The organism is Burkholderia sp. NFPP32, assembly GCF_900119325.1.
Taxonomy (GTDB): Bacteria; Pseudomonadota; Gammaproteobacteria; order Burkholderiales; family Burkholderiaceae; genus Burkholderia; species Burkholderia pyrrocinia_C.
On the sequence record NZ_FPJP01000001.1, the window covers coordinates 308745 to 325623 of the forward strand.

The 16879-nt window shown below is 66.2% G+C and carries 15 protein-coding genes and 1 tRNA gene; 3 read left to right on the forward strand and 13 right to left on the reverse strand.

Translation table 11 applies throughout. The features are described 5' to 3' along the window. Position 1: 1 nt before the first annotated feature. From BT264_RS01320 to uvrC, 3 genes are all read right to left on the reverse strand, one after another. A tRNA-Gly gene (locus tag BT264_RS01320) sits at positions 2-77 on the reverse strand. Between the two features lie 142 nt (positions 78-219). Further along, positions 220-807, reverse strand: coding sequence for a CDP-diacylglycerol--glycerol-3-phosphate 3-phosphatidyltransferase (gene pgsA, locus BT264_RS01325; RefSeq protein WP_034183114.1), 588 nt, complete (start codon positions 805-807; stop codon positions 220-222). Positions 808-905: 98 nt separating this feature from the next. Continuing rightward, positions 906-2939: an excinuclease ABC subunit UvrC gene (uvrC, locus tag BT264_RS01330; RefSeq protein WP_072435987.1), complete on the reverse strand. Its 2034-nt coding sequence runs from the start codon at positions 2937-2939 to the stop codon at positions 906-908. A gap of 76 nt (positions 2940-3015) precedes the next feature. On the opposite strand from uvrC, the gene earP reads away from it, so the two are divergent. The 3 genes from earP (at position 3016) to BT264_RS01345 (ending at position 6550) form a co-directional block, all read left to right on the forward strand. Then, positions 3016-4209 (forward strand): elongation factor P maturation arginine rhamnosyltransferase EarP, encoded by a 1194-nt coding sequence (earP, locus tag BT264_RS01335; RefSeq protein WP_072435988.1) that lies wholly within the window; start codon positions 3016-3018, stop codon positions 4207-4209. Between the two features lie 128 nt (positions 4210-4337). Next, positions 4338-4895, forward strand: a complete 558-nt coding sequence (efp, locus tag BT264_RS01340) for an elongation factor P (RefSeq protein ID WP_034186515.1) — start codon at positions 4338-4340, stop codon at positions 4893-4895. A gap of 269 nt (positions 4896-5164) precedes the next feature. Continuing rightward, positions 5165-6550: a sigma-54-dependent transcriptional regulator gene (locus BT264_RS01345; RefSeq protein ID WP_072435989.1), complete on the forward strand. Its 1386-nt coding sequence runs from the start codon at positions 5165-5167 to the stop codon at positions 6548-6550. 193 nt (positions 6551-6743) lie between these two features. Here BT264_RS01345 and nagZ read toward each other — a convergent pair whose 3' ends face one another. The 10 genes from nagZ to BT264_RS01395 form a co-directional block, all read right to left on the reverse strand. Next, entirely contained in the window at positions 6744-7772 is a 1029-nt protein-coding gene (nagZ, locus tag BT264_RS01350; RefSeq protein ID WP_072435990.1) for a beta-N-acetylhexosaminidase, read from the reverse strand. 16 nt (positions 7773-7788) lie between these two features. After that, on the reverse strand, positions 7789-8217 hold the full coding sequence (gene acpS / locus BT264_RS01355) for a holo-ACP synthase (protein ID WP_021159685.1): 429 nt from the start codon (positions 8215-8217) through the stop codon (positions 7789-7791). A 72-nt stretch (positions 8218-8289) separates the two neighbouring features. Continuing rightward, positions 8290-9066: a pyridoxine 5'-phosphate synthase gene (gene pdxJ / locus BT264_RS01360; RefSeq protein ID WP_072435991.1), complete on the reverse strand. Its 777-nt coding sequence runs from the start codon at positions 9064-9066 to the stop codon at positions 8290-8292. Further along, a complete protein-coding gene (gene recO, locus BT264_RS01365; protein WP_072435992.1) occupies positions 9063-9899 on the reverse strand; it encodes a DNA repair protein RecO in 837 nt (278 codons plus the stop codon). Before recO ends, pdxJ begins: the two co-directional genes overlap by 4 nt. Next, on the reverse strand, positions 9886-10785 hold the full coding sequence (era, locus tag BT264_RS37795; RefSeq protein WP_072435993.1) for a GTPase Era: 900 nt from the start codon (positions 10783-10785) through the stop codon (positions 9886-9888). The genes recO and era overlap by 14 nt, the downstream gene beginning before the upstream one ends. Positions 10786-10845: 60 nt before the next feature. Continuing rightward, entirely contained in the window at positions 10846-12078 is a 1233-nt protein-coding gene (gene rnc / locus BT264_RS37800; RefSeq protein ID WP_072435994.1) for a ribonuclease III, read from the reverse strand. Positions 12079-12231: 153 nt separating this feature from the next. Then, complete coding sequence (gene lepB, locus BT264_RS01380) at positions 12232-13125, reverse strand: signal peptidase I (RefSeq protein ID WP_072435995.1); 894 nt, start codon at positions 13123-13125, stop codon at positions 12232-12234. Positions 13126-13141: 16 nt separating this feature from the next. Beyond that, the gene (lepA, locus tag BT264_RS01385; RefSeq protein ID WP_072435996.1) at positions 13142-14935 is read right to left on the reverse strand and encodes a translation elongation factor 4; all 1794 of its coding nucleotides are present in this window, start codon (positions 14933-14935) and stop codon (positions 13142-13144) included. Between the two features lie 193 nt (positions 14936-15128). Continuing rightward, the gene (locus BT264_RS01390; RefSeq protein WP_072435997.1) at positions 15129-15365 is read right to left on the reverse strand and encodes a glutaredoxin family protein; all 237 of its coding nucleotides are present in this window, start codon (positions 15363-15365) and stop codon (positions 15129-15131) included. 7 nt (positions 15366-15372) lie between these two features. Beyond that, entirely contained in the window at positions 15373-16869 is a 1497-nt protein-coding gene (locus tag BT264_RS01395; protein ID WP_072435998.1) for a DegQ family serine endoprotease, read from the reverse strand. Positions 16870-16879 lie beyond the last annotated feature (10 nt).

Sequence of the window (16879 nt, forward strand, 5' to 3'; positions counted from 1 at the left end):
CTGGAGCGGGAGACGAGTCTCGAACTCGCGACCTCAACCTTGGCAAGGTTGCGCTCTACCAACTGAGCTACTCCCGCGTATTGCTGCGCTACTGCTTCCCCGTCGCACTTACTTCGCCGTGCAGCGGAGAAGCGAGATTATGTCTAAGGCACATTCGTATGTCAAGGGCTTTTCCAGCCCTTTTTCCAAAAACCCGCGCCGCCGAACGCGTGGCGCGGGTCACGCGCCGCCGCGCTCGCGAATCTGCGGCCACGCAAGCTTCATGTAGTACAGCATCGACCAGATCGTCAGCACCGCCGCGAGATACATCAGCCACTCGCCCCATACGCGCGTGTCGATCGTCGCGACGCCGAGCGGCAGCGGCCCGTAGAACAGCAGCATCGGGATCGCGACCATCTGGCACGCGGTCTTGAACTTGCCGAGCTGGTTCACCGCGACGCTCTTCGACGCGCCGATCTGCGCCATCCACTCGCGCAGCGCCGAGATCGCGATCTCGCGGCCGACGATCACGAGCGCGATCGCCGCGTCGACCCGCGAAATCTGCACGAGGATCAGCAGCGCGGCCGTCACCATCAGCTTGTCCGCCACCGGATCGAGAAACGCGCCGAACGACGAGGTCTGGTTCCACTTGCGCGCGAGAAACCCGTCGAACCAGTCGGTCAGCGCGGCGAGGATGAAGATCGCCGCCGCCGCGAGATTGCGGTGCGCGCCGCCCATCACCGTGTCCGGCAGATAGAACACGCCGACGACGAGCGGGATCAGCACGATCCGTACCCACGTCAGGAAAATCGGGAAATTGAACGGCATGGCATCCGGGACAGTAAAGGATTCGCAATTGTGCCGTGTCGACCGGCCTGCCACAAGAACGCGAAAACGCGGGCAAGGCAGCCGGCCGCACGGGCGCGTCAGTGAAGCTGCTTGTATATCTGCTCGGCAAGCGCGTGCGAGATGCCCTCGACGCTCGCGAGTTCCTCGACGCTCGCGGCAACGACGCCGCGCAACCCGCCGAAGCGCGCGAGCAGCCGCTGCCGGCGCTTCGCGCCGACGCCCTCGAGTTCCTCGAGCCGCGACGTCTGGCGCGCCTTCGCCCGCTTCGCGCGCATGCCCGTGATCGCGAAGCGGTGCGCCTCGTCGCGAATCTGCGCAACGAGCATCAGCGCGGCGCTCTCCTTGCCGAGTTCGAGCGGCGTGCGGCCGTCCGCGAACACGAGCGTCTCGAGGCCCACCTTGCGCCCCTCGCCTTTCGCGACGCCGACCAGCATCGACGTGTCGAGCCCGAGCTCGGTGAACACCTGCCGCGCGATTTCGACCTGACCCTTGCCGCCGTCGATCAGCACGAGGTTCGGCAGCAGGCTCGACGCCTCGGCCTGGCGCGTCGACTCGCCGTCGATGCCCGCCGCATCGTCGGCGGCGGCCGCCTGCGCGGCCTGCTCGACCATCTTCTCGTAGCGGCGCGTGAGCACCTGCCGCATCGCCGCGTAATCGTCGCCCGGCGTGATACCCGTGATGTTGTAGCGACGATACTCGCCCGACTGCATCTTGTGATGGTGATAGACGACGCATGACGCCTGCGTCGCCTCGCCCATCGTATGGCTGATGTCGAAGCATTCGATCCGCAGCGTCGCGAGATCGTCGCATTCGTAGCCGAGCGTCTCCGCAAGCGCGCGCGTACGCGCCTGTTGCGAGCCCTGCTCGGACAGCAGCCGCGCGAGCGCGAGCCGCGCGTTCTGCTCGGCCATCGACAGCCACGCACGCCGCTGCCCCTGCGGCTGCCGCACCAGCGACACCTTGTGGCCGGCCTGCTCGGACAGCAGCTCGAGCAGGTCGCGGCTCGCGGGCGCATGACTCACGACGAGCACCGGCGGCACGCGGTTGCCGAGATAGTGCTGAGAGATGAACGCATCGAGCACTTCGGCCTCGACCGACGCCACCGCGTCGCCGCGCGCGCCGCCTCCTTCTGCCGCAGGCTGGTCGGGCAGCACACCGCCGGCCGCGTCGGCAACCTCCGCCACCTCGGCCTCGTCTCCGAGGCCGCCCTCGGCAAGCGTCAGCGCGCTTTCGACGTGCGTCGGGAAATACGCCTTGTCGCCGAGATGGCGGCCGCCGCGCACCATCGCAAGGTTCACGCACACGCGGCCGCCCAGCGCGACGACCGCCAGGATGTCGACGTCGCTGTCGCCGCCGACCTCGATCGCCTGCTGGTGCAGCACCGTTGCAAGCGAACTCATCTGGTTGCGCACCGCAGCCGCCTGCTCGAATTTCAGCTCGGCCGCGAACGCGTGCATCTTCTGCTCGAGCTCGTTCATCACTTCGGACTGCCGGCCGAGCAGGAAACGCGCGGCGTTCGACACGTCGACCGCGTAATCCTCGTCGGAAATCGCACCGACGCACGGCGCCGTGCAGCGTCCGATCTGGTGCAGCAGGCACGGCCGCGTGCGGTTGTTGAAGACCGAATCCTCGCAGGTCCGCAACTGGAACACACGCTGCAGGATCTGGATGCTCTCGCGCACGGCCCACGCACTCGGGAACGGCCCGAAATACTGGTTCTGCTTGTCGACCGAGCCGCGGTAGTAGGCCATCCGCGGAAAACGGTGCGCGGTGAGCTTAAGGTACGGATATGACTTGTCGTCGCGAAACAGGATGTTGTAGCGCGGCGCGAGCGCCTTGATCAGGTTGTTCTCGAGCAGCAGCGCCTCGGCTTCCGAGCGCGTGACGGTCGTTTCGATGCGCGCGATGCGCGTGACCATCATCGCGATGCGCGGCGACAGTTGCGTCTTCGTGAAATAGCTCGACACGCGCTTCTTCAGGTCGCGCGCCTTGCCGACGTAGAGGACGGCGCCCGCCGTGTCGTAATAGCGATAGACACCCGGCATGTGCGGCAACTGCGCAAGGATCTTCTTCGGTTCGAACGGAGTATCGGAGGCTTCTGGGGCTGTCATGCGTGATCCGGGCGCCTTGTAACGCGGGACGGGTCTATTAGAATCGCCAGTTTAGAGCATTCACCGGCCCGCTTCGATGCCACGCACCACCGCTGCCCCCCAATCCGCCGCGCCGCTCGCGCCGGGCGAACCGATCGCCTGCGACCTCTTCTGCACGGTAATCGACAATTTCGGCGACATCGGCGTGTGCTGGCGCGTCGCGCGCCAGCTCGCACACGAGCACGGCTGGCAGGTTCGCCTGTTCGTCGACGACCTGCGCACGTTCGCGCGCCTGCTGCCGGGGATCGATCCCGACGCGGGACGGCAGTCGGTCGACGGCATCGCGATCGAGCACTGGCATGCGGAAGCCGGCGACGCGCTCGAGATCGCCGACGTCGTGATCGAGGCATTCGCATGCGAGCTGCCCGGTGCGTATCTGGCGGCGATGGCACGCCGTGCGCGTCGCCCGGTGTGGATCAACCTCGAATACCTGAGCGCCGAGGATTGGGTCGCCGATTTCCATTTGCGGCCGTCGCCGCATCCGCGCTACCCGCTGCTGAAGACATTCTTCTTCCCGGGCCTGTCGGCCGGCACGGGCGGCGTCCTGAAGGAACACGACCTCGATGCGCGCCGCACCGCGTTCGAAACCGACGCGGCCGCGCGCGCCGCGTGGTGGCAGCGCGCGACCGGCGGCGCACCGCCGGCGCCCGGCACGACGGTCGTCAGCCTGTTCGCATACGAGAATCCGGCCGTCGACGCGCTGCTCGCGCAGTGGCGCGACGGCCCGTCACCGGTCGTCGCGCTCGTGCCGGCCGGCCGCGTGTCGCCCGCCGTGGCGCGCTTTTTCGGGGTCGAGTCGTTCGGCGCAGGCGCGCATGCGAGCAGCGGCAACCTGGTCGCTCACGGGCTCGCGTTCGTCCCGCAGGCCGACTACGACCCGCTGCTGTGGGTGGCCGACATCAATTTCGTACGCGGCGAGGATTCGTTCGTCCGTGCGCAGTGGGCACGCAAGCCATTCGTGTGGCACATCTACCCGCAGGCCGACGATGTGCACCTGCCGAAGCTCGACGCCGCGCTCGCGCACCTGTCTGCCGGCCTCGCCGACGCGCCGCGCGCGGCGCTCGAGCGCTTCTGGCATGCGTGGAACGGCGCCGGCACGCCCGACTGGGCCGATTTCCTGCAACACCGGGCCGCCCTGGCCGCCAACGCGGCCCGCTGGGCCGATACGCTCGCGGCCGTCGGCGATCTCGCCGGAAAGCTGGCCGAATACGCAAAATCTCAGTTAAAATAAGCGGTTATCCGACGGCTGACCATGCAAGCGCTCGCTTTTGGCGTCCACCGGAACGCACCGCTTGGCACCTCGGCTGTTGCGCAACGCTCAGGCACCTATTTATTTGATTTGATCAGGACAGTTTTTTTATGAAGACCGCACAGGAACTCCGCGTAGGCAACGTCGTGCAGATCGGCAGCGACGCATGGGTCATCTCGAAGACGGAATACAACAAGTCGGGCCGTAACGCCGCCGTCGTCAAGATGAAGATGAAGAACCTGCTGACCAACGCAGGCCAGGAATCGGTCTACAAGGCCGACGACAAGTTCGACGTCGTCGTGCTCGACCGCAAGGAAGTGACGTACTCGTACTTCGCCGACCCGATGTACGTGTTCATGGACGCCGACTACAACCAGTTCGAAGTCGAAGCCGAAATGATGGGCGAAGCGCTGAACTACCTCGAAGACGGCATGGCATGCGAAGTCGTGTTCTACAACGAGAAGGCGATCTCGGTCGAACTGCCGACGATCCTCGTTCGCGAGATCACCTACACCGAGCCGGCCGTCAAGGGCGACACGTCGTCGGGCAAGGTGCTGAAGAACGCAAAGCTCGCAACGGGCTTCGAACTGCAGGTTCCGCTCTTCTGCAACACCGGCGACAAGATCGAAATCGATACGCGCACGAACGAATACCGCAGCCGCGCGTAATCGCCAGCGATTCCCGCGTCGAACAAAGCGCCCTTCGGGGCGCTTTTTGTTTGCCTGTCGCCAACAGCGACCGCAAACCAGTGCCATATCAAGCACAAAATCCACCGGTAAAGATATTCAATTTGTATCATCGGTAACTGTTTTATAGCGCCGGAGAAATAATGCGCGTTACGCGTTCGGCGGGGCATAAAATCAGTTTTTAATCTGACATGCGGCTGCGGCTCCCGATGGCCGACGGCCCGCCTCTCTTGACTCGACTCGCGTCCACCATGCCACACGCCCTGATTGTCGAAGACGATCCCAACAGTCTCTCCGGCCTCACCGCGCTGCTCGCCGCAGACGGCTTCTCGGTCGACACGGCCACGTCGCTCGCCGAAGCGCGCACGGCGCTCGGCCGCTCGATTCCCGATGTCGTCCTCGTCGACCTGAACCTGCCGGACGGCAGCGGGTTCGACCTGCTCCAGCACCTGCCGCAGCAACAGCCGAACGGCTCGTTGCCCGTCATCGTGCTGACGGGCAACGCGACGGTCGAAAGCGCAATCGAGGGCCTGCGTCACGGTATTTGGGACTACCTGCTGAAGCCGATCAACATTCCGCGCCTGCGCAGCCTGCTCGCGCGAATCCCCCGCCCGTACGAACTGATCGACGAAGTGCAGTCGCTGCGCGCATCGCTGCGCCATCTCGGCCGCTTCGGCGCACTGGTCGGCCGCAGCGACGCGATGCAGCACGTGTACGACATGATCGAGCACAACGCGCGCACCGAAACGGCCGTGCTGATCGCGGGCGAAGCCGGCACCGGCAAGAAGCTGGCCGCACGCACGCTGCATGAACTGAGCCGCCGCCGCAAAGGGCCGTTCGTGTCGTTCGACTGCCGGACGATCACGCAGGCAGGCCGGCACGGCGCATCGCTCGACAGCGTGCTGTTCGGCCATGAGCGCGGCGCATTCGACGGCGCCGAGCGCCGCGAATCGGGCCTGTTCGAACAGGCGGGCGGCGGCACGCTGTTCCTCGACGAGATCACCGCGCTGCCGCTCGTGCTGCAGGAAGCGCTGCTGCAAGCGCTCGATTCGCAGAACTTCATGCGGATCGGCGGCACGAGCGCGATCACGAGCGATTTCCGGCTGATCGCGACCACGCGCCGCCCGGCGCGCGAAGCGGTCGCGAACGGCACGCTGCGCGAGGATCTGTGGCTGCGCCTCGATGCGGCATCGGTCACGATGCCGCCGCTGCGCGAGCGCGACGGCGACGCACTCGCGATCGCGGACGCGCTGATCGACGAACTGAACCGCGAAGCGCGCGCGACCGGCCGCAACACGACCGACAAGCGCGCGGCGCCGGGCTTCGTGCGCGAATGCGTGTCCTACGAATGGCCCGGCAACGTGCGTGAGCTGCAGGAGCGCGTGCGCTTCGCGTACGACGCATCGGGCGACTTCATCGAGACGCTGCGCGCCGGCGAGACCAGCTTCGCCGCCGGCGCCGCGCTGAACGGCAGCAGCGTGCAGATCAAGGTCGGCACGCCGCTGGCCGACGTCGAGGATCTGCTGATCCGTGCGACGCTCGACGCGGTCGGCGGCACGCGCCACCGCGCGGCGACGCTGCTCGGCATCAGCCCCAAGACGCTGTACAACAAACTGCAGCGGATGAAGGTGAACTGAGCGGCCGGCGATGCATGCGGGCGCTGGCAGGATTTGCCCGTTAGTTGCGCCATGAGGTCGCCGTGCCGGCATGCCCGATTTCCGCCGCGGTCCTGTTCACGCCTGCCGCACCCCATGTAAAAAGCCGCGCTGTTGCGCGGCTTTTTGCTTCAGCGACCGGAATGGCGCGGTACCGCGCCAGCCCCTTCCCCGCTTACGCCAGTGCGCTGCTCAACAGCGCCTGTGCCTGCAGATACTCGGGCTGCACGATCAGCTTGTCCCACTTGAGCGCCTTGCCGCGCGCGCGCATCCGCTTGAGACGTCGCACCGACTCGGCCGATGCGTGCGCCTTCAGCCCGTCCAGCACGACCTCGGCTGCGTCCGGCTGGTTGCAGACGAGCACCATGTCGCAACCGGCGGCGAGCGCGGCTTCGGCCGCCTGAGTGAGCGTGCCGCCTTCGCGGGCGGCCTCCATCGACAGGTCGTCGCTGAAGATCGCGCCCGTGAAGCCGAGCCGGCCGCGCAGGATGTCCTGCAGCCACACGCGCGAGAAACCGGCCGGCCGCTGGTCGACCTGCGTGTAGATCACGTGTGCGGGAATCACCGCGGACAGCGACAAGCCGAGCCAGTCGTACGGCGCGACGTCCTGCTTGAGGATCGCGTCGAGCGTGCGATCGTCGGTCGGCAGCGCGACGTGCGAATCGGCCTCCGCGAAGCCGTGCCCCGGAAAATGCTTGCCGCAGTTCGCCATGCCGGCAAGCGACAGCCCGTGGTTCAGGCTCTTCGCGAGCAGCGTGACGACGCGCGGGTCGCGATGGAACGCGCGATCGCCGATCACTTTCGAGTGCCCGTAGTCGAGATCGAGCACGGGCGTGAAGCTCATGTCGATCCCGCACGCGCGCAGCTCGGCGGCCAGGATGTAACCGACGGCGGTCGCGACCTTCGTCGCGAGCAGCACGTCGCGATCCCACAGCTCGCCGAGGCGGCGCATCGCGGGCAGCACCGTGAAGCCGTCGGTGCGGAAACGCTGCACGCGCCCGCCTTCGTGATCGACGGCGATCAGGACGTCTTCGCGCACCGCGCGGATCGAGTCGGTCAACGCGGTCAGTTGCGCACGATTCTGGAAGTGCCGCGCGAACAGGATCACGCCGCCGGTGTTCGGATGCGCGAGGCGCCGCGCATCGTCGCGCGACAGGGCCGTGCCGACGACGTCGAGCATGACCGGGCCGGGAGTCGTTTTCATCGAATCGGGAATTCCGTCAGGAGGAGGTTCGGGAAACAGGTGCGGGTGCGGCGTCCGTCTCTGCGATCACGAACGACACCGCATAGTCGCGTTCGTCGCTGACCGTCACGCGCGCCGTGATGCCGCGTGCGGCAAGCCAGTCGGCCAGCTCGCCCGACGCGACCACGTACGGCTCGCCGCTCGGGTGGTTGAGGGTCTGCAATGCACGCCACGTCATCGGCCAGTGCATGCCGAGCCCGATCGCCTTCGAGAACGCTTCCTTCGCGGAAAAGCGCGTCGCGAGAAACGCGATGCCGCGCGCCTCGGAACGTGCGCGACGCGCATGGAACACGCGCAGCTCGTCGGGGCCCAGCACCTTCTCGGCAAACCGGCCGCCCGTGCGTTCGAGCACGGCCGCGACGCGGCTCACCTGGGCAATGTCGGTACCGATACCGTAGATCGCCATGTCAGTACGCGCCGGAACGCCCCAGCGGGGCCGGGTTGCAAACGGCGCCCGCGGCGCGATGGAATTTCATCTTCAACGCGCGCCGCCATGCAGCGCGGCGACGCGTGCGGCAACCATGATCGCCTTCATCTCGCGCACCGCGTTGTCCCAGCCCGCGAAGATCGCGTGCGCGACGATTGCGTGGCCGATGTTCAGCTCGACGATGCCGTCGATCGCGGCGATCTGCTGCACGTTCGTGTAATGCAGGCCGTGACCCGCGTTGACCTTAAGGCCGAGCTTCGCGCCGGCCTGCACGCCCGCGACGATGCGCTCGTATTCGCGCTGCTGCGCGGCTTCGTCGTGCGCCTCGGCGTAGCGGCCCGTATGCAGCTCGATCACCGGCGCGCCCGCTTCGTGCGCGGCGCGGATCTGCGTTTCGTCAGGGTCGATGAACAGCGACACGCGCACGCCCACGTCGGCAAGCTGCTTGCACGCCGCGCGCACGGCCTCGAAGTGGCCGGCGACGTCGAGGCCGCCTTCGGTCGTCAGTTCCTCGCGCTTCTCGGGCACGAGGCACGCGTCGTGCGGACGCACTTCACACGCGATATCGAGCATCTCGGCCGTCACCGCGCATTCAAGGTTCATGCGCGTCTTCAGCAGCGGGCGCAGCTTGCGCACGTCCGCGTCGACGATGTGACGGCGATCCTCGCGCAGGTGCAGCGTGATCGCGTCCGCACCGGCCTCTTCGGCGGCGAGCGCCGCGCGGATCGGATCGGGATAGGCGGTGCCGCGCGCATTGCGCAGCGTCGCGACGTGGTCGATGTTCACGCCGAGGTCGATGGCAGTGGGCGTTGTCAGGAAGAAGCTCATAGGTTTTGCAGGTCGATCAGGATCTGGCGCGTGGCAAGCGGCGTACCGCCGAGATAGGTGTTCAGCAGGAAGCGCATCAGCGTCTTGCTTTGCGCAACCGTCTGGGCTCGATGGTAATCGTCCTGCTCCATGTCGAGCAACGTCTGTCCGGTGATGACCGGCCAGTGCGACGGCACATCGTCGTCAGCATTGCGCACGCCGCGCTCGGGATCGAACACGTAGCGGCGGTCGGGTTCGACCGCACGGCGCGCGACCGTGCGGTTCAGCGCCATCGCGTAGCCGGTCTCGCGCAGCAGCACGCGCTCGAACGAGCGCAGCACCTGCACCGCGGGTTCGCCATGCGCGAGGCGCGTGAGGGTCAGCACGTAATGATTGAACAGCGGCGGCTGGGGATCTTCGCGCGCGCAGAATTTCACGAGCAGTTCGTTCGCGTAGAAGCCGCACAGCAGCCCGTCGCCGACGAGCGGCAGCATCCCGCCGACCCACTCGGCGCCCGTCAGCGTGCGCACCTCGGATTTGCCCGACCAGGACAGCAGCAGCGGCTGGAATGTCTGCAGCACGCCGCGCAGTGCGGAGTGCGGGCGCTTCGCGCCCTTCGCGACGAGCGCGAGCCGGCCGTGATCGCGCGTCAGCACGTCGACGATCAGGCTCGTTTCCCGGTACGGATAGCTGTGCAGCACGAACGCCGGCTGCTCGGCGACGCGGAAATCGGACGTGCGAGACGTCGCGCGCCGCGCCTTGCGCGGCGGTTCGGGCGGTGCCGGCAGCGGCGCGTCGTTCGCGCCGGCCGTCACCGCGTCTTCAGTCGACGTCAGCGCGTCATTCGTACCCATAGGCGCGCAGCCCCGCCTCGTTGTCGGCCCAGCCGCTCTTCACCTTCACGAAGGTCTCGAGGTACACGGGGCCGTCGAACAGCTTCTCCATGTCCATCCGCGCCTCGGTGCTGATCTGCTTGAGCTTCTCGCCCTTCTTGCCGATCACCATCGCCTTGTGCGAATCGCGCTCGACGAGGATCGTCGCGAAGATGCGCTTCAGGCGCCCCTCCTCCTCGAACTTGTCGATGATGACGGTGCTCGTGTACGGCAGTTCGTCGCCGGTCCAGCGGAACACCTTCTCGCGCAGGATCTCGGCCGCGAGGAAGCGCGAGCTGCGATCGGTCAGCTCGTCCTCGCCGTAGATCGGCTCGCCTTCCGGCAGGTACGGCTTGATCGTCTCCAGCAGGCGCTTGATGTCTTCCGGCCGCTGCGCCGACAGCGGCACGAGTTCGGTGAATTCGCGCAGCGCGCTCATCTGCTGCATGAACGGGAACAGCGTCGCCTTGTCGGCCACGCGGTCGATCTTGTTCGCGATCAGCAGCGTCGGCATGCCGGGCGGAATCAGGTCGAGCACCTTCTGGTCGTCGGGCCCGAAGCGGCCCGCTTCGATCACGAACAGGATCACGTCGACCGACGTCAGCGTCGACGTGACCGCGCGGTTCAGCGAACGGTTCAGCGCGGTGCTGTGACGGGTCTGGAAACCCGGCGTGTCGACGAACACGAACTGCGCGTCGTCGAACGTGTTGATGCCGGTGATGCGATGGCGGGTCGTCTGCGCCTTGCGCGACGTGATGCTGATCTTCTGGCCGACGAGTGCGTTCATCAACGTCGACTTGCCGACGTTCGGGCGGCCCACGATCGCGATCATGCCGCAACGGAAACCGGTAGGAGCGGGAGTGTTCATATCGTTTGGGAGACAGGTTCGGAAACGGCCGCGCGGCGCGCGGCACGATCGATGGGCAATTCAGTGGTCGGCATCGGCCACGCGCGCCTGCGTGGCAGCGAGGCTCGCACCGCCCGGCGGCGTATCGGAATCGGGCGCCGCGGCATCGCGAGCACGCACGGTCGCGCGCGAAGCGGGGTCGGAGCCGGCCGAAGGCTTGTCGGTGGACGACGATGCCGGATCGGCTGCGTGGCCGGCCGGTTTGTCGGCTGCGCGCGGCGCGGGCGCGGCTTCCGCGGGTTTTTCCGCAACCTTGTCGGTGCGCTCGGCCGGCTTTTCGGCAACCTTGTCGCTCGCCGGCTTCGTCGTCCGTTCGCCCTTGTCGGCAGCCGACTCGACATGCGCCGCTCGAATCGCGGCCATCGGCGCCGCAGCCGGCTCTACGCCGGCGCCGGTCGCAGCGGTTGCCGCAGGCACCGCACCGGCCGCCTTGGCCTCGCGCGCCGCCGCGCGTTCCTTCCGCTCCGGCGAGCGCAGGTCGAGCGCTTCCTGCACGCCCTTCACGCCCGGCACGATTTCGGGTTCGACATGCTTCGACCCGCGCGCGTTTTTCGAGCGCTTCGGCTTCGTGGCCAGCATCGGCGCGGCCGCCATCACCTCGTCGAGCGCCTTCTTCGCTGCGGCCTGCTCGGCCGCGCGCCGGCTCGCACCGGAGCCCGACACCTTCACGTCCAGCTTCGGCACCGTGCATTCGACTTCGAATTGCTGATTGTGCGCCGCACCATGCGTCGCGACGACCGTGTAGGTCGGCAGCGCGATCTTGTGCCCCTGCAGGTATTCCTGCAGCAGCGTCTTCGCGTCCTTGCCGAGCGTGCGCGGATCGATGTGGTCGAGAATCGGGATGTAGAGGCGCTTGATGACCCCTTGGGCGGCTTCGAAGCCGCCATCGAGGAACACGGCCCCGATGATGGCTTCGAACGCGTCCGCGAGGATCGACGGGCGGCGGAAACCGCCGCTGCGCAGTTCGCCCTCGCCCAGCCGCAACCCGTCCGAAATATTCAGGGCCTGAGCAATTTCGTACAGCGACTGCTGTTTGACGAGGTTGGCGCGTACGCGCGACAGGTCACCTTCGTCCAGCTTGCTGAAACGCTGGAACAAAAGGGCGGCCACCGCGCAATTCAGAACGGAGTCGCCGAGAAACTCGAGCCGTTCGTTGTGCGTGGCGCTGTGACTGCGATGGGTCAAAGCCTGGCGCAACAATTCCGCATTGCGAAATTCGTAGCGCAGCCGGCTTTCCAACTGGGATAGGGGCATGTGCAGGAGTATAACGCGGGCGCCGGTCGGGCCGAAACGGCACGGCCGGACACGAAAAGGCGTGACGAGGCGGTGTTACCGCCGGTTCTTAAAGTAGTTCGGCAATACGCGACGCGGCCCGTGCATCGCGTATTGCGCGTGAGTCGAATGCGATCAGTTGAAGGAACCGATGCGCTTCAGGTCGCTGAAGTTCATCCAGATGAAGAACGCGCGGCCGACGATGTTCCGGTCCGGCACGAAACCCCAGTAGCGGCTGTCCGCGCTGTTGTCGCGGTTGTCGCCCATCATGAAGTAGTGACCGGGCGGCACCTTGCAGATCACGCCGCGGCTGTTGTACGTGCAGTTGTCGCGATACGGATAGTCGTATGCGCCCATCACGAACGGCGGCACCGCGGGGTTGTTGAGGATCGCGTTCTTCTTGTTGCCGATCGTCTCCTCGAACTGCTTCGCGTAATTCTGGCGCTCGTCGTCGAAGAAATCGGGCAGCGGCGTTTCGGGCACCGGCTGGCCGTTGATCGTGAGCTGCTTGTCCTGGTACGCGACCGTGTCGCCCGGCAGGCCGATCACGCGCTTGATGTAGTCGACCGACTCGTCCTTCGGATAACGGAACACGACGACGTCGCCGCGCGACAGCGGGCTGCCCTGCGTGATCTTCGTGTTCGTGACCGGCAGGCGCAGCCCGTACTCGAACTTGTTGACGAGGATGAAGTCGCCGACGAGCAGCGTCGGCACCATCGAGCCCGACGGAATCTTGAACGGCTCGATGATGAACGAACGCACGACGAACACCGCCAGGATCACCGGGAAGAAGCTCGCGGTGTACTCGAGCCACCACGGCTGGCGCAGCTTCTCGTCGCGCAGCTTCGAACGCGTCTGCACGGCGTTTTCGTCCGCGAAACGCTTGTCGATGCGCGACTGCTGGCGATCGAACTCCTCGATCGCCGAGTCGGCCGCCATGCGTCGCCGCGGCAGGAACACCAGTTTGTCCAGCACCCACGCTACGCCCGTCACGGCGACGAGCACAAAAAGAATCAGCGCAAAATTCATGAAAGGAACAGTCCTGTTATTTGTCTTCGACGCGCAAGATCGCAAGGAACGCTTCCTGCGGGATCTCGACCGAACCCACTTGCTTCATGCGTTTCTTGCCTGCTTTCTGCTTTTCGAGCAGCTTCTTCTTGCGCGTGATGTCGCCGCCATAACACTTCGCCAGCACGTTCTTGCGCAGCGCCTTGATGTTCTCGCGGGCGATGATGTGCGCACCGATCGTGGCCTGGATCGCCACGTCGTACATCTGGCGCGGAATGATCTCGCGCATCTTCGCCGCCACTTCGCGGCCGCGATACTGCGATTGCGACCTGTGGACGATCACCGACAGCGCGTCGACCTTGTCGCCGTTGATCAGCATGTCGACCTTCACGACGTCCGCCGACCGGTATTCCTTGAACTCGTAGTCCATCGACGCGTAGCCGCGCGACACCGACTTCAGGCGGTCGAAGAAATCGAGCACGATCTCGGCCATCGGGATTTCGTAGGTGAGCTGCACCTGGCGGCCGTGATACTGCATGTTGATCTGCGAGCCGCGCTTCTGCGTACACAGCGTGATCACCGAGCCGACGTAGTCCTGCGGCATGTAGAGATTCACCGTGACGATCGGCTCGCGGATCTCCTCGATCTTCGGCGGCTCCGGCATCTTCGCGGGATTCTCGACCATCACGATCGAGCCGTCGCTCATCAGGACCTCGTAGACCACGGTCGGCGCCGTGGTGATGAGGTCCATGTCGAATTCGCGCTCCAGCCGCTCCTGCACGATCTCCATATGCAGGAGACCCAGGAAGCCGCACCGGAACCCGAAGCCGAGCGCCTGCGACACTTCCGGCTCGTACTGCAGCGACGCGTCGTTGAGCTTCAGCTTCTCGAGCGATTCGCGCAGCGCGTCGTACTGGTTCGCTTCCACCGGATAGAGGCCGGCGAACACCTGCGGCTTCACTTCCTTGAAGCCCGGCAGCGCTTGCGCCGCCTGCTTGGCCGCATGCGTGACGGTATCGCCGACCTTCGCGGCCGTCAGTTCCTTGATGCCGGCGATGATGAAGCCCACCTGCCCCGCCGACAGCGAATCGAGATTGCGCGACTTCGGCGTGAACACGCCGATGTGCTCGACCGGATACTGCGCGCCGGTCGCCATCATCTTGATCTTGTCCTTCGGGCGCAGCGTGCCGTTGACGATGCGCACCAGCATTACGACGCCGACGTAGTTGTCGAACCACGAATCGATGATGAGCGCCTGCAGCGGCGCGTCCGGATCGCCCTTCGGCGGCGGCACCTTCGCGATCAGCGCTTCGAGCACATCCTCGACGCCGAGGCCCGTCTTCGCGCTGCAGCGCGTCGCGTCGGTCGCGTCGATGCCGATCACGTCCTCGATCTCCTCGATCGCGTTCTCGGGGTTCGCGGCCGGCAGGTCGATCTTGTTCAGCACCGGCACGACCTCGACGCCGAGCTCGATCGCCGTGTAGCAGTTCGCGACCGTCTGCGCCTCGACGCCCTGGCTCGCGTCGACGACCAGCAGCGCGCCTTCGCACGCGGACAGCGAACGGCTGACCTCGTACGAGAAGTCGACGTGCCCCGGCGTGTCGATCAGGTTCAGGTTGTAGACCTTGCCGTCGCGCGCGCGATAGGACAGTGCAGCCGTCTGCGCCTTGATCGTGATGCCGCGCTCGCGCTCGATATCCATCGAGTCGAGCACCTGCGCTTCCATTTCACGGTCGGCGAGGCCGCCGCAGACCTGGATGATGCGATCCGCGAGCGTCGACTTGCCATGGTCGATGTGCGCGATGATCGAGAAATTGCGAATATGATCCATTCAGTGCCGATCAAGCGAAAAAGGCGCGCTCGACGACTGCGGAGCACGCCTTGTGTAAGTCGGTGAAAAAACAGCCTATTTTAGCCGAAAAGGCCTTCACCGGGCGGTATTTCGGACGCCTGGCCGCGCGGTGCCCGGCCGGGGCGCCTGCCGGGCGAAGTCCCGTGCGAAGCGACACCGGCCAGCGACAGGCTCAGCGCCGGGCCATGAGCGCGTCGCGCACCCTCGCGTCGTCGAACCGGTGGCGGCACACTTCCGCGCCGTCCAGCAGCAGCACCGGCACGTCCTCGTCGTAGCGGGCGACGAGCGCTGCATCGGTGTCGATGTCGACATAGTCGACCGCGACGCCGAATTCGGCCGCCACCGGCGCCAGTGCGCCGCGCATGTCGTCGCACAGGTGGCACCAGCCGCGGCCGTAGAGCGTGAACATCGGCGCGTTACTTCTGGCGCGGCCGCACCGGCACGAACTGCGTATTGTCGCCGCGCCGCACCAGCACCGCGACCGCCTTTTGCGGATCGAGCTGCGCGGTCACTTCGGCGAACTGCTTCGCGCTCGTGATGTCGGTATCGCCGACGCGCAGCACGATGTCGCCGCGCTGCAGGCCCGCACGGGCAGCCGGGCCGTCGACGCCGTCGATCTGCACACCGTTCTTCAACTTCAGCGTCTTCAACTGATCCGCCGTCAGGTCGCTGACCGTCAGACCGAGCGAATTGGTCTGGCGCGGCTTCTGCGGCGCGTTCTTGCGCTGTTCGGCCTTGGCCGTCGACTCGACCGGCGTCTCCGCGATCGTGATCGGCAAATCGCGCGCCTGACCCTTGCGCCATACGCTGACGGTCGCCTTCGTGCCGGGCTTCGTGTCGCCGACCATGCGCGGCAGGTCCGACGCCGCGTCGACCGGGCGGCCGTTGAACTTCAGGATAATGTCGCCCGGCTGGATGCCTGCCTTGTCGGCCGGGCCGCCCGGCTCGACGCTGCTGACGAGCGCGCCTTCGGCCTTCGGCAACCCGATCGAGTCGGCGACGTCCTTCGTCACCTCGCCGATCGCCACCGCGATCCGGCCGCGCGTGACCTTGCCCGTCGCCTTCAGCTGATCGGCCACGCGCATCGCCTCGTCGATCGGAATCGCGAACGAAATGCCCATGAAGCCGCCGGTACGGCTGTAGATCTGCGAGTTGATGCCGATCACCTCACCCTGCATGTTGATCAGCGGGCCGCCCGAGTTGCCGGGGTTCACGGCGACGTCGGTCTGGATGAACGGCAGATAGTCGCCCGTGTTGCGGCTCTTCGAGCTGACGATGCCGGCCGTCACCGTGTTGTCGAGACCGAACGGCGAACCGATCGCGACGACCCACTCGCCGACGCGCACCTTGTTCGAGTCGCCGATCGCGACGACAGGCAGGTTCGACGCCTGGATCTTGACGACCGCGACGTCCGTGCGATCGTCGACGCCGATCAGCTTCGCCTTGAATTCGCGCTTGTCGGTCAGCGTCACGTAAATGGTGTCCGCGTCGTCGACGACGTGCGCATTGGTCATCACATAACCGTCGGCCGACACGATGAAGCCCGAGCCGACGCCGCGATTCTGCTCGGTGTCGGGCGGATTGTCCGGTGCCGGCGCATTCTTCGGGTTGCCGTTGCCGCTACCGTTGCCGGGCGCCTGCGGCAGCGGAATGCCGAAGAAGCGCCGGAAGAATTCCGACATGTCGCCGTTGTCGAAGCCCGGCGGGAGCATCCCGCGCGGGCCGCTGCTCGTCGGCACGTTGGCGGTGGTCCTGATGTTCACGACGGCCGGCCCGACCCTTTCGACCAGATCGGCGAAGTCGGGCAGGCTGGCAGCGGGAGCCGTCACCGCGATCGCGGTATGCGGCACGAGCGGCAGGCAGGCAGACAACGCCGCCGCCGCGAACCATTTGCGCAGCGTGTGTTTCATCATGTCGGAAGCC

Coding starts and splice junctions, on each gene's coding strand:
- pgsA (WP_034183114.1), bottom strand. CDS start 807: ATGCCGTTCAATTTCCCGATTTTCCTGACGTGGGTACGGATCGTGCTG.
- uvrC (WP_072435987.1), bottom strand. CDS start 2,939: ATGACAGCCCCAGAAGCCTCCGATACTCCGTTCGAACCGAAGAAGATC.
- earP (WP_072435988.1), top strand. CDS start 3,016: ATGCCACGCACCACCGCTGCCCCCCAATCCGCCGCGCCGCTCGCGCCG.
- efp (WP_034186515.1), top strand. CDS start 4,338: ATGAAGACCGCACAGGAACTCCGCGTAGGCAACGTCGTGCAGATCGGC.
- BT264_RS01345 (WP_072435989.1), top strand. CDS start 5,165: ATGCCACACGCCCTGATTGTCGAAGACGATCCCAACAGTCTCTCCGGC.
- nagZ (WP_072435990.1), bottom strand. CDS start 7,772: ATGAAAACGACTCCCGGCCCGGTCATGCTCGACGTCGTCGGCACGGCC.
- acpS (WP_021159685.1), bottom strand. CDS start 8,217: ATGGCGATCTACGGTATCGGTACCGACATTGCCCAGGTGAGCCGCGTC.
- pdxJ (WP_072435991.1), bottom strand. CDS start 9,066: ATGAGCTTCTTCCTGACAACGCCCACTGCCATCGACCTCGGCGTGAAC.
- recO (WP_072435992.1), bottom strand. CDS start 9,899: ATGGGTACGAATGACGCGCTGACGTCGACTGAAGACGCGGTGACGGCC.
- era (WP_072435993.1), bottom strand. CDS start 10,785: ATGAACACTCCCGCTCCTACCGGTTTCCGTTGCGGCATGATCGCGATC.
- rnc (WP_072435994.1), bottom strand. CDS start 12,078: ATGCCCCTATCCCAGTTGGAAAGCCGGCTGCGCTACGAATTTCGCAAT.
- lepB (WP_072435995.1), bottom strand. CDS start 13,125: ATGAATTTTGCGCTGATTCTTTTTGTGCTCGTCGCCGTGACGGGCGTA.
- lepA (WP_072435996.1), bottom strand. CDS start 14,935: ATGGATCATATTCGCAATTTCTCGATCATCGCGCACATCGACCATGGC.
- BT264_RS01390 (WP_072435997.1), bottom strand. CDS start 15,365: ATGTTCACGCTCTACGGCCGCGGCTGGTGCCACCTGTGCGACGACATG.
- BT264_RS01395 (WP_072435998.1), bottom strand. CDS start 16,869: ATGATGAAACACACGCTGCGCAAATGGTTCGCGGCGGCGGCGTTGTCT.